Genomic DNA, 13191 nt, shown 5'->3' on the forward strand with positions numbered 1-13191 from the left:
CGATTCGGCATATGTCATACTTCATGGTAAAATAACGGAAGTGATTCAAAAAGGAGAGGCATATGGCGTATTCAAGAAGCAAAGAGAAGACATGGAGCGCACGGTTTCGTGCGATTCCGAAACACCGTAAAATCGCCTTCGGTCTTGTCTTGACCATCATCCCAACGCTGTTTTTCGTGAATTTATTTGTATTCAGCCATTTATTAGCGTTAGGAGACCAATACGAAGACCGATATCAAATGAAAAAGTTGCGACTCGAAACGAATCATGGCAACGTCGAATTTGTGCGAAGTCCAAATGAAAAAGTTCAGATTGAAGTGATGCAAACGAACTCAAAAGAACGACGAATCAAAGTCAAATCAGTCGGAGATACCATTTACGTTGTCGAGAGATATGGATGGTTCAGTTATGTTGGTAGCCGTGCGAGTGATGAACCTTCACGCTACAAGATACGTGTCTCGTTACCGAGCTCTATGACATCTGTTCACCTTGAGGCTGAGCAAGTGACCGGACAAGGATTGAATGCGAAGACGATTGTGATGGAGGCGAATGCGGTGAATTTGAAACAAATCGATAGCGACCGTCTGCGAATCGAATCAAAAAGTGATACGACGATCGAGTCAGCAAGGCTCGTGAGCGGGGTCATTCGTTCTTATCGCCATGCGACCGTCAGTGACGTCGTCGTCAATCAGGCGATGACCATTCAAACGGAAGCGGGAACGCTCAGTTATACGCCAAAACATGCGACCGGGCAAGTGAACGTGACGACAGCGGGGAAGGTTACAAGCAGCGACCGTTATGAGGAAGTCGAGCCGGGTGTCTATCAATTGTCTACCTCGAATCGACCAGTCGTGGAGTTGATTTCTGAAACAGGGAAGGTCGATTTGAAATGAATGGAAAACGATACATCCCGAAAGTGGGGCTTCGTACGTTAAAGACTGGTATTGCCGTTTCGATTACCGTCGCTATCTCATGGTATGTATTTGGAATTTATTCTGGAATGGGGGCCATCGCAGCCGTTGTTGCGATGCAACCGACGGTCAAACGTTCCTCAAATATTGTATTCAGCCGAATCTTTGGAACGGTAGTCGGTCTCATGTGCGGACTCTTTATCGTTTACTTATTCGGCGTCAACCCGCTATCAATCGGATTGGCCGTCATCGTGGCCCTCACGCTCAATACGACGTTTGATAAGACACATATGTCGACATATGCGGCATTTGCCATCGTCATGATGCTCGAAAGTCCGACTTCTGATTTCTTTCATTACGCATGGACGCGTTCGTTATTGACGGCGGTCGGAGTGTTCGTCTCACTTGGCGTCAACTATGCGTTTTTGCCGCCTCGTTATGAAGATCGGTTATTAAATGAGGTACGAAAGACTTCATCCTTTCTATTTCATCATTGGCGCGAACTCGTCGGCTCACCGGCTGAACTATTGGAGACGCGAGCCCGTATTCTAGGACATCAAGAGTTGCATATGATGCTTCAAGAGGATATGAAAGTGACGAACGTTAAGTTGAAATATATGACGATTAAACAGTACCGATTATTGATTCACCTTGAAGACAAACTCGTATTGTTACTAGAAAGTTTAGCCGAACATCGAGAAGCGCTTTTAATGATGAGTGAGGAAGAACGACAAGCGTTCGAATCCGAATTTTTATATTTACTGGCACACCATCACGATATTCTTTATACATGTGACAAGCCCTATTCGCTCTTCAAACTTCCACATGAAGATTTATCCGTTTCAGAAATTTTACATGGGCATTTGCTCGATTATCATGAACAGCTCGAGGCGTTTAAGCATGACCCAAAAGCGTGAACAAGCTATACGTTAGTGGCCCACCATCAAGAAATGGTGGGCCACATTTAGAACGACCAAACATTTTTATGCTCATCATCATGGCGGCAGGCTGTTGACGAACCAAATCGCATTTTGCGATCTGGTTCGTCTTTTTTTTGTAGGTTTCGATTTCTTGAGGCGTTCTACCCCACAAAATTGAAGAAATGTTATGACGATGATTTCAGGATGGGCGCGGTACATATCGGACTCCTCCTTTTGATGACGGGTGGGCTCGGCGTTTCCCTTCCTTTTCCCCGTTTGGACCGATTCGAAGTATGTACCGGGCTTTTTCTTCGGCCATCGATGCCTCAGAAAAAGACAAACGGCCGCCAGATGACGACCGTTTGCGTTGCTCGCCCGACGGCGCCCCGACTCATGCAGGAAAGCAATCCAACGGAGACCCAGCAGCGACCCAAGTCGCGATGCGGCTCCGGGATTGCCGGCGGAAAGCATGGGCGCCGGAAAGGCGAGCGATATTATTCATGTTAGTCAACAAACTCCCGCCATCATCATGGCGGGTTTTCTTGTTTACGACTGTTTCAGTGACTTCATCACTTGTTCATCTGGTGTCACGTAGACGGTCTGTTGATCCGTATAGATGACGAATCCTGGTTTTGCACCGCTCGGTTTTTTCACGAAGCGGGCGCGCGTATAATCGACAGGGACGCCGCTTGACGCACGAGCTTTCGAGAAATAAGCGGCGACTGATGCGGCTTCAAGAAGCGTCGTCTCATCCGGTTCCGTCGAACGGATGATGACGTGTGAGCCCGGGATATCTTTAACGTGTAGCCAAATTTCATCACGTCGTGCGAACTTGAACGTCAAATGGTCGTTTTGCGTATTGTTCTTCCCGACATAAAATTCCGTGCCGGTCGATGACGTGTACGCTTCAAGCGAAATTTTCGGATTCGCTTTTTTCTTTTGACGTTTTTGACGAATGTATCCTTCTTCAGTGAGCTCTTCACGAATCTCAAGAATGTCGGAAGGGGAGGCGACGTCAAGTTGTGCGATGAGCGTCTCTAAATACTCGATTTCCGCATCGTTTAGTTCGAGTTGCTTCTGTACTTCCACCTTTGCGATTTTTAGCTTGTTGTACTTTTTATAGTACTGCTGAGCATTCTCGTTTGGTGTTTTGAGCGGGTTGAGCGGGATCGTGAGGGTCGCACCATTCTCGTCATAATAATCAACGACTTCGGCAACACGCATCCCTTTCTCCAATTGGAACAGATATGTCGTCAACAACTCACCGTATTTTTGTAACTCATCCGCCCGCTCCGTCGCTTTCAAATCATCCAAGAGGCGGCGGCGTTTCAATTGATTCTTTTCGAGTTCTGATTTTAAGAGACGTTCGACATCGTGCGCTTGTTGTCTGACGCGGTCCCGGTTCGCCTTTTCATAGTAGAAACGGTCGAGCACTTCTTTACTCGATTCATACGTTTCCTCGGTTTCGATGTCTCCAGCTGTCAACGCAATCGGAGCGAATCGTTCTTTTCCACTCGCGAGTTGTTGAAAGACGTATGGTCCGTCGAGTTGACGTAGAACGTTCTCGAACGCTTGCTGCAAGGAATCACGGTTCGGCATCTTCGTGAGATGGACGACTTCTTGAGCGATTTGAGGGCTGACGCCTGCGAACGTGGCGACAATTTGTTTATCCAACTTACCGGCATTCCAATCGATGCGCTTCAATCCTTCCGTCATTTCTGTCAACGGATCAAACTTGTTTTGTTCAGGCGGGAGTAGATAGTCACTTCCTGGCATGATCGTCCGGTACGTATTTTGTGAAGGGGGAAGATGTTTGATTGCATCTAAAATCTTGCCCTCTTCCGTCGTCAAGACGACGTTCGAGTGGCGCCCCATCAGTTCGATGTATACTTTCTTCGATTCTTCATCGCCGAGCTCATTACGAGAGCGAACCGAAATGACGATGACGCGGTCCCGTCCGATTTGTTCGACCGCCGTGATGAATCCGCCTTCTATATGCTTACGAAGCATCATGCAAAACATCGGTGGTTCTTGCGGATTTTTAATCGGTGTATCCGTCAATTGGAGACGGGCATACATTGCGTTTGCTGATATGAGTAGTTGCGCGTTCTGTCGATTCGAGCGAATCTGTAGCATCAAGTCGAGTGAATACGGTTGATGTACTTTGTTGACTCGTCCTCCGACGAGCGATTGTAATTCTTTTACGACACGATATGTCATTAATCCATCATAAGCCAATGATCTCATCACCTTTGTTCATTTTCTGTCTCTACGTTATCAGAAAAACAGAAAATATGGTACGATGGAGTAGGAAATCCGAACTTCTTCTTGCCGGAACAATTGATTGACTGCTATTATAATTAAATGTGATGTTAGAAGATGGAGGGCTTGCAGTGAATTTTAAAGAACGAGGATTATTAATCGTTTTGTCTGGACCAAGCGGTGTCGGTAAAGGAACCGTTTGTCGTGCTCTTCGTGAGGAAGAGGACAACAACCTTCAATATTCGGTGTCGGCTACGACTCGAAAGCCACGTGAAGGGGAAGTTGAGGGAATACATTACTTTTTTAAATCGAGAGAAGAGTTCGAACGGATGATCGAACAAAAAGAACTGCTTGAACATGCCGAATTTGTCGGCAACTATTACGGGACGCCTGTAGAGTGGGTGCGTGAAACGCTCGAAAACGGCCAAGATGTCATTCTTGAAATTGAGGTGCAAGGGGCGTTCCAAGTGAAGGAACTTCTCCCGGAAGCCGTCTTTTTATTCTTGGCACCACCTAGCCTTCAAGAGCTCCGTAATCGTCTCATCGGACGGGGAACAGAGTCAGAAGAAGTCATCAAGCAACGCCTGCTCGTCGCGCGTGAGGAAATCGAGTTGATGGATGCCTATGACTACGTCGTCACGAACGACGAGGTCGACAAAGCCATCGATCGAATTAAAGCGATCGTGACAGCTGAGCATTGTAAACGTGAACGTGTTGCGTCACTCTATAAAAAAGCTATGATGGAGGTCATTTAATGTTATACCCTTCGATTGATGCCTTACAACGTGTTATCCCGTCAAAATACACGATCGTTACGGTCGCTGCAAAACGGGCGCGTCAGATTCAAGATGGAAAAGCACCGAAAGTCGCCGAACCAAAATCATATAAGCCGGTCGGTCAAGCGTTAGAAGAACTATTTTCGGGTGATACGACAATCATCATGAATGAAAAAAACAACGGATGAAGTGTGACCCAAGTCGTTTGCGACTTGGGTCTCATTGTCTATAAGGGGGAGTTTGGGAATGGTGAAGGATCGTACTATTTTGTTATGTGTGAGTGGTGGCATCGCGGCTTATAAAGCGTGTGCGCTCACATCGAAATTGGTTCAAGCCGGAGCGAATGTTCACGTCGCGATGACAAAGTCAGCAGAACAATTCGTGGGTCAGGCGACCTTCCAGGCACTCAGTCGAAACCCGGTCTATACGGACGTATTCGAAGAGCATGACCCGACAAAAATTGCCCATATCGATGTGGTCGACTCGAGCGACTTGATTGTCGTGGCTCCAGCAACGGCAAACACCATTGCGAAATTAGCGAACGGGATTGCCGACGACTTCATCACGACGTCGATTTTGGCGGCGAAGTGTCCAGTTATCGTTTCACCGGCGATGAATGTGAATATGCTCGAACATCCTGCGACGCAGCGAAACATCGAGACGTTGAAATCATACGGCTATCAGTTGATTGAGCCCGGCGTCGGCAATTTGGCATGTGGTTGGATTGGCGGTGGACGTCTACCGGAACCTGAAGATTTGGTTCGCATCATCGAGAGTCAGTTCGTTCCGAAACTATATATGGGGAAAGACGTCTTGATCACGGCTGGTCCAACTGTCGAACGCATCGATCCGGTCCGTTACTTATCAAACGACTCATCTGGAAAAATGGGTGTAGCGCTCGCTGAAGTGGCACGTGATATGGGCGCCCGCGTCACACTCGTCCACGGTCCTCTTCAAGTCCCGGTCCCAGACGGTGTGACGGCCATTCCGGTCGAGTCGAGTGAAGAGATGCTTCGAGAAGTGACGAGCCGCTTCGAGTTGCTCGACCTCGTTGTGAAGTCGGCAGCGGTCGCGGACTATCGCCCGAAAAACGTTTATTCAGAAAAACATAAAAAGGTTCACGGTCCGCTCACAATCGAACTTGAAGAAACGACAGACATTTTAAAGACACTTGGTGAACAGAAGACCCATCAAGTGTTGGTCGGCTTTGCGGCAGAGACGGAACGACTTGAGGAGCATGCGGCAGCCAAACTGAAGCGAAAGAATGTCGATTTCCTCGTTGCTAACGATGTATCTGGCAGTGACATCGGATTCGGTGCGGACGACAATGAGGTCGTCTTGTTTAGCGGGGACGGATCGATTCTTAAGTTGCCGAAACAATCGAAAAAAGAGTTGGCGTTCGAGTTGCTCACATACTTTAAGGAAGCGGTCCGATGATTGCACATGTTCATGTCGATGCGCCGGTGATCACGATTGATCGCCCGTTTGATTATGAAGTACCCGAACAGTTTGAGACGTTGATTGAACCAGGTATGCGTGTATCGGTTCCGTTCGGGTCACGACGTTTACTCGGAATCGTCGTCGGAACGTCAGACGGGACGAGAGAAGGATTGAAACCGTTAGAAGCCTTGTTAGATGAGGAATCCTCACTCACGGAAGAATTACTCGACCTGTCAATCCATGTGAAAGAGACGACGCTTTGCTTTCGGTCATCCGCTCTTCTTGCGATGCTCCCGGCTGCGCTCAAGGTCAGCTATGACAAAGAAATCAAAGAAGGTCTGGTACCTGATGGCGTCCGACTTGGGACACACTTGTCCGAATATCCGAAAGACGTACAATCGCTCATCCTCGGGCTAGCTAAAAAGGGGGAATTGACTCTTGCACCTGTCTTGAAAGAAAAGAAAACGGTCAAAACCGATGTCCTTGTCGAGCTACTCGATGCGACTGTCGTCTCGAAACGTGCGAAAAAGCAACTCGAGGCAATCCGTCAGCTTGAAGAGACTCCTCGTATGTATTGGTCCGCGCTTCGACAAATCGGATTGACTCGTCCGCAACTTCAAAAGCTTGAAGATATCGGGGCGGTTCGATTGACGGAAGTTGAATTGAATCGTGACCCGTACGCGACGATTGAACAAGTCAAAGAAACGGTCCAATTAAATGACAGTCAGGCGAGAGCGGTCCAGGCCATCCATGAGGCTGACGCGGGCGAGACACTTCTCGTCCATGGTGTGACGGGGAGTGGGAAGACCGAGGTCTATTTAGAATCAATTGGACAAGTCATCGATGAAGGGAAACAGGCGATCTTACTCGTCCCTGAGATCAGCTTGACCCCGATGATGGTGAAACGGTTTAAGCGACGGTTCGGTGACCGGGTCGCAGTGTTACACAGTGCACTTTCAAAAGGTGAGAAGTATGATGAGTGGCGAAAAATCAAACGTCGTGAAGTCGACGTCGTCGTCGGCGCACGTTCTGCCATCTTTGCCCCGCTCGACCGACTTGGTCTGATCATATTAGATGAAGAGCACGAGACGACGTACAAGCAAGAAGAGAATCCGCGCTATCATGCGCGTGATGTCGCCATTTGGCGGGCGCGGTATCATGGGTGTCCGGTCGTATTAGGCAGTGCGACCCCATCACTTGAATCGTATGCTAGAGCACAAAAAGGTGTCTACCGCTATTTACATTTGAAAGAGCGGTATGGTGGCGAGATGCCGCCGGTCCACATCATCGATATGCGTCGTGAGCTGGCCAAGGGCAATACGACAATGTTCTCGGAAGAATTGTTTAACGGCATCCTCGACCGAATCGAGAAAAAAGAGCAGTGCGTTATTTTGCTGAATCGTCGCGGATTTACTACATTCGTCATGTGCCGTGATTGCGGAGAAGGGATGACATGTCCGCATTGCGCCGTCAATTTAACGTATCATCAACATGGAGACCGGTTGAAGTGTCATTATTGCGGCTACGAGGTAGGTATGCCATCGACGTGTCCGTCATGTAGCAGTAAGAAAATCAAACAGTTCGGGTCAGGCACTCAAAAAATCGAGACAGAATTACTGAACCGAATTCCAGAGGCACGCATCATTCGTATGGATCAAGATACGACGTCACGAAAAGGTTCACATGAGCAATTGTTGCGCCGTTTCGAAGAAGGAGAGGCGGATATCTTACTCGGCACGCAGATGATCGCCAAAGGACTCGACTTCCCGAACGTCACACTCGTCGGGGTGCTCGCAGCGGATGCGACGCTCGGAATGCCTGATTTTCGGGCGACCGAACGTACCTTCCAGCTTGTCACACAAGTGGCAGGACGTGCGGGACGGGGAAAACTTCCAGGTGAGGCATTCGTCCAAACGTATAATCCTGACCATTATGTGATTGAAACAGCGAGTGAACATGATTATGAGTCGTTTTTTGCCAAAGAGATGGGTCTAAGGCAGGTCGGAAATCATCCTCCGTATTGGTTTTTGACGCTCGTCACGTTTTCGGCGGAAAATCCGCTTGTCGCCAAGAGTGAGGCGGAATTGTTCGCATCCGACTTTTTACAAGCGCAAGTGGAAAACAGCCGCTTGAACGGTCCAATGCCTGCGCCTTTGTCAAAGCTGAAGAACGCGTATCGCTATCAAGTGTTTATAAAAACGAAACAACCCGAAGCGCTCTATGTGGAGCTGGCACGATTACAGCAAGCGAGAGCAAAAGCGATCAGTAAGAAAGAATATCAAATGAGTATCGATGTGAACCCATACGTATTCATGTGAGGTGGAGAGACATGTATAAAGTAGTAGAAGTACCAAATGAAATTTTACGCGTGACGTGCGAACCAGTGACAAAGTTCGATAAAAAGTTACGTCAAACGGTCGACCGTTTATTCGATACAATGTATGAGTATGATGGAGTTGGTGTCGCGGCACCGCAAGTCAATTTGAATCAGCGACTTGCGGTCGTCCATACAGACGATGAGACGGGACCGCTCGTCTTGATCAATCCGGAAATCATTGAGACGTCAGGTCGAGAAGTCGGACTTGAAGGATGTTTAAGTATCCCGGGTGAATTCGGATTCGTGGAACGACATGAATCGATTGTCGTCAAAAATCAGGACTTGAAAGGACGTACTTATACGGTTAAAGCGAATGGCTTTTTTGCCCGTGCGATTCAACATGAGATGGACCATCTGGACGGCGTCTTGTTCACAGACAAGCTCGCGGTGCCTAATTCCGGGAAGGACAAACGCATCGTCTTCATGGGTACGCCGACGTTTGCCGTATCTGTACTTGAGCGACTGCTTGAAGAAGGATACAATGTCGTAGGTGTTGTTTCTCAGCCCGACAAACCGGTCGGACGAAAACGTGAGCTGAAGCCGACGCCTGTAAAAGAATGTGCCCTTCGTCATGGGATTCCGGTTCTACAGCCCGAGAAAGTTCGAACAGATTATGCAGAGATTTTAGAGTTACGCCCAGACCTCATCGTCACAGCGGCGTACGGACAAATCGTTCCGACTGGATTACTCGAGGCACCGCCAAACGGAGCCATCAATGTCCATGCCTCTCTTCTTCCAAAATACCGTGGAGGTGCACCGATTCATCAAGCGATCCTCGATGGTGAGTCTGAGACGGGTGTGACGATCATGTATATGGTCGACAAGTTGGACGCAGGTGATATGATTGCCAATACGATTGTACCGATTAAAGAAACGGATACAGTCGGATCATTGTTTGATAAACTAGCTGTAGCAGGCAGTGACCTGCTCATTCGCACCCTTCCGGCCTTCTTGGAAGGATGGATTGAAGCAGTCCCTCAAGATGAACGTGAGGTAACATTTGCGCCAAATATCAGCCGTGAGCGGGAACAGATTGATTGGACGATGGACGGGGAAGCCATATACAACCATATTCGAGGTATGAATCCCTTCCCGACTGCCTATTCAACACTGGACGGAGAACGGGTGAAGTTGTTCATGGGAGAAAAAACGACCGGCACAGGACAACCTGGAGTAGTTATTCGTCTCGAAGAAGACGGATTTGTCGTGGCGACCGGAAACGATGTTGCCATCAAAGTGACGGATTTGCAACCGGCCGGTAAAAAACGAATGGATGGTGCGACCTTCATGCGTGGCGCCGGACAGAAGCTACGTGTTGGCGACCGATTAGGAGGAAATCATGAACGTACGTGAAGCAGCGCTTGATACGCTGATGAAAATTGAACAGGGCGGCGCGTACTCTACGATTGCCGTCAATGACACATTGAAACAAAAAAAGGTGACCCCAAAAGATGTCGGCCTTTATACAGAACTCGTTTACGGGACACTAAGCCGTAAGGGAACACTCGATTACATTTTAAAAAATCGCATTCGTTCCCCGAAGAAGCTCGATAAGTTCGTCCTCCCGCTACTTCGAATGAGTGTGTATCAACTCTTTTATCTCGATAAAGTACCGGACCGAGCCGTCCTACATGAAGCGGTCGAAATCGCGAAGAAACGGGGGCATCATCTCGGAACGAGTAAGTTTGTGAACGGGGTGTTACGTAACGTCCTCCGTGAAGGGTTTCCGGACTTCAGTGGCTTGACCGACGCGGAAAGGATTTCAATCGAGCATAGTCACCCGGAATGGCTCGTCGCAGACTGGATTGACTTGTATGGGGTCGAGACGGCAGAGGCGATTTGTCAATTGAACAACGAACCTGCTCCTGTAACGGTTCGGGTCAACCGCAAACGTATTACGGTAGATGAGATGATGAACAAATTGGCTGACGCAGGTGTTCTGACGTCGCGGTCTGAACTATCCATTGATGGACTAGTAGTAGAGTCCGGAAACGTCCATTCGACCTCATTCATCGAGGAAGGCCTTTTGTCGATTCAAGATGAGAGTTCGATGATTGTCGCAGATGCTCTCGGTGTTTCGACAAATGATCATATTTTGGACGCGTGTGCCGCCCCTGGTGGGAAGGCGATGCATACGGCCGAGCGAATGGAAAATGGGTCGCTCACCGCACTAGATTTACATCCACATAAAGCAAAGTTGATCGACCAGCAAGCCAAACGTTTACACATCGATGGAGTGACCGCACTTGCCCTTGATGCTCGTTTAGCAGGTGAACGGTTTGAACGAGAGAGCTTTGATCGGATTCTTTTAGACGTTCCGTGTTCAGGACTCGGCGTCATTCGCAGGAAGCCGGATATTAAATGGACGAAGGATAAGACCCAGCTTGAAAACTTACCAAAGATCCAACGACAAATCATCGATGCCGTATTGCCACTGCTCAAACCAGGTGGTACGCTAGTTTACTCGACATGTACGATCGACCCGTCTGAAAATGAGATACAGGCTGACTACATTCTGTCGAAAGGATTGGCGTGGGACGAAACGCTCAAAGGACGTCTCCCGCAATCTGTTCGTCCGATCATGGAATCGGACCGTGCTGAACTAAAATTATTACCGACGACATTCGGTACCGACGGCTTCTATATCGCCGCATTTAAGAAAGAGGTATAAAACAATGAATCCAAAAGCAGTTGAAAAGAATCCACTCGTAGGCGCAAAGCCGTCACTCTATTCGTTGACGTTTCCTGAACTCGAGGCATGGGTTATCGAAGCAGGAGAAAAGTCATTCCGAGCGAAACAGTTATATGACTGGATGTACGTCAAACGTGTCATAACTTTCGACGATATGACGAACGTCCCGAAAGCGCTTCGCGACAAACTTGAAGCATCCTTCCAATTGACGACATTAAAAGAATTGGTCAAACAAGAATCACAGGACGGTACAATCAAGTTCCTATTTGAATTACAAGACGGTTATTCGATTGAAACGGTTCTCATGCGTCACGAATACGGAAACTCAGTTTGTGTCACGACACAAGTCGGATGTCGCATCGGATGTACGTTCTGTGCGTCCACACTCGGTGGATTGAAACGAAATTTAGAAGCCGGTGAAATCACGGCGCAGGTTCTCGATGTGCAGCGTGCATTAGACGCAACAGGAGAGCGTGTCGACTCGGTCGTCGTCATGGGAATCGGCGAGCCGTTCGACAACTACGATGAGTTGATGCGTTTCTTACGTACGGTCAACCATGACAACGGGCTCAACATCGGAGCGCGTCATATCACGGTATCAACAAGTGGAATCGTTCCTAAAATTTATAAGTTTGCCGATGAAGGAATGCGAATCAACTTCGCCATTTCGCTTCACGCGCCAACGACTGAATTGCGCACCAAACTCATGCCAATCAACCGTGCCTTTGACTTAGACAAGTTGATGGACTCGGTCCGTTATTACACGGAAAAGAGCGGTCGTCGGATCACGTTTGAATATGGACTCTTCGGTGGCGTAAATGATACGGAAGAGTATGCCCATCTTTTAGCGGACCTATTGAAAGGAATCAAATGTCACGTCAACTTGATCCCCGTCAACCATGTACTCGAACGTGATTACGTACGGACACCACGAGCTCAAATCTTCGCCTTTGAAAAAGTGCTCAAAGACCGCAACGTGAACGTAACGATTCGCCGCGAGCAAGGATCGGATATCGATGCCGCTTGTGGACAGCTTCGAGCGAAGGAGCGCGAACAAGAAACGAGGTAATCAGATAGATGGAATTAGCATTTCGAACAGATCGCGGACAAGTACGCACACAAAATGAAGATGCAGTTTTAATCTTAGGCGATACCTTATCAGGAATTGCGCTAGTTGCAGACGGGATGGGTGGACATGCAGCGGGAGAGGTCGCGAGTCAAATCGTGATTGAAGAGTTTCGACGTGCTTTCCCGTCGCTCCCTCAAACTCCTGTCGAAATCGAACGATGGTTCCGCCATCACATCGACCTGGCGAATGAACAAGTGCTACAATTTGCGAAGCAATCCGATCTCGTCATGATGGGAACGACTGTAGCGGCCGTTTGTTGGAGCAGGGAGACGGTTGTGATTGTCCATATTGGAGATAGTCGTGTCTATGCGCTCCAAGCGAACGAATTGAGACGTCTTACGGAAGACCATTCTTACGTCAACGTGCTTAAACAGCTCGGTGAATTGACGGAAGAAGAGATGCGGATTCATCCGAAACGAAATGTCATCACTCGGGCGATCGGTTCAAGCGAACAGGTCAAACCTGACGTGCAAGTGCTCGCTGACCCTGAGTTTGATGTGATTTTAATTTGTACGGATGGATTGACGACGCATATGACCGATGGGGCGATTCAACACGTTTTACAACAAGCTGTATCGGCTGAACAAAAAGCTGAACAACTCATTGCGGAAGCCAATCAATTGGGAGGGAGCGACAACATCACGGTCGCCCTCATTCAATTTACAGATAGAAAGAGAGGATGAA

11 protein-coding genes are annotated in these 13191 nt (G+C 48.4%); 10 read left to right on the forward strand and 1 reads right to left on the reverse strand.

Annotation, left to right across the window (positions count from 1 at the left end; all coding sequences use genetic code 11):
- Positions 1–62: 62 nt before the first annotated feature.
- Both KNO98_RS00360 and KNO98_RS00365 read left to right on the forward strand, forming a co-directional pair.
- Positions 63–893 carry a hypothetical protein gene (locus KNO98_RS00360; RefSeq protein ID WP_214698174.1) on the forward strand — a complete coding sequence of 277 codons (831 nt, stop codon included), beginning with the start codon at positions 63–65 and terminating at the stop codon, positions 891–893.
- Positions 890–1828: an FUSC family protein gene (locus KNO98_RS00365; protein ID WP_026826298.1), complete on the forward strand. Its 939-nt coding sequence runs from the start codon at positions 890–892 to the stop codon at positions 1826–1828. Before KNO98_RS00360 ends, KNO98_RS00365 begins: the two co-directional genes overlap by 4 nt.
- Positions 1829–2377: 549 nt before the next feature.
- On the opposite strand, the gene KNO98_RS00370 is transcribed toward KNO98_RS00365, so the two are convergent.
- On the reverse strand, positions 2378–4069 hold the full coding sequence (locus KNO98_RS00370) for an Rqc2 family fibronectin-binding protein (RefSeq protein ID WP_026826297.1): 1692 nt from the start codon (positions 4067–4069) through the stop codon (positions 2378–2380).
- A gap of 131 nt (positions 4070–4200) precedes the next feature.
- Between KNO98_RS00370 and gmk the strand changes: the two genes are divergently transcribed.
- The 8 genes from gmk to KNO98_RS00410 are packed head-to-tail and all read left to right on the forward strand — an operon-like array spanning position 4201 to position 13190.
- On the forward strand, positions 4201–4848 hold the full coding sequence (gene gmk / locus KNO98_RS00375; protein WP_051545980.1) for a guanylate kinase: 648 nt from the start codon (positions 4201–4203) through the stop codon (positions 4846–4848).
- Positions 4848–5057 carry a DNA-directed RNA polymerase subunit omega gene (gene rpoZ, locus KNO98_RS00380; RefSeq protein ID WP_214698176.1) on the forward strand — a complete coding sequence of 70 codons (210 nt, stop codon included), beginning with the start codon at positions 4848–4850 and terminating at the stop codon, positions 5055–5057. Before gmk ends, rpoZ begins: the two co-directional genes overlap by 1 nt.
- 58 nt (positions 5058–5115) lie before the next feature.
- Complete coding sequence (gene coaBC / locus KNO98_RS00385) at positions 5116–6306, forward strand: bifunctional phosphopantothenoylcysteine decarboxylase/phosphopantothenate--cysteine ligase CoaBC (RefSeq protein WP_214698178.1); 1191 nt, start codon at positions 5116–5118, stop codon at positions 6304–6306.
- Entirely contained in the window at positions 6303–8627 is a 2325-nt protein-coding gene (priA, locus tag KNO98_RS00390) for a primosomal protein N' (protein WP_214698180.1), read from the forward strand. The genes coaBC and priA overlap by 4 nt, the downstream gene beginning before the upstream one ends.
- An 11-nt stretch (positions 8628–8638) precedes the next feature.
- Positions 8639–10039 (forward strand): methionyl-tRNA formyltransferase, encoded by a 1401-nt coding sequence (gene fmt / locus KNO98_RS00395; RefSeq protein ID WP_214698181.1) that lies wholly within the window; start codon positions 8639–8641, stop codon positions 10037–10039.
- Positions 10026–11357 carry a 16S rRNA (cytosine(967)-C(5))-methyltransferase RsmB gene (gene rsmB, locus KNO98_RS00400; RefSeq protein ID WP_214698182.1) on the forward strand — a complete coding sequence of 444 codons (1332 nt, stop codon included), beginning with the start codon at positions 10026–10028 and terminating at the stop codon, positions 11355–11357. Before fmt ends, rsmB begins: the two co-directional genes overlap by 14 nt.
- 4 nt (positions 11358–11361) lie before the next feature.
- On the forward strand, positions 11362–12447 hold the full coding sequence (gene rlmN, locus KNO98_RS00405; RefSeq protein ID WP_026826291.1) for a dual-specificity RNA methyltransferase RlmN: 1086 nt from the start codon (positions 11362–11364) through the stop codon (positions 12445–12447).
- Between the two features lie 8 nt (positions 12448–12455).
- Positions 12456–13190: a Stp1/IreP family PP2C-type Ser/Thr phosphatase gene (locus tag KNO98_RS00410; RefSeq protein WP_026826290.1), complete on the forward strand. Its 735-nt coding sequence runs from the start codon at positions 12456–12458 to the stop codon at positions 13188–13190.
- Position 13191: the final 1 nt, after the last annotated feature.

The organism is Exiguobacterium sp. s57, from assembly GCF_018617685.1.
GTDB lineage: Bacteria > Bacillota > Bacilli > Exiguobacteriales > Exiguobacteriaceae > Exiguobacterium > Exiguobacterium marinum.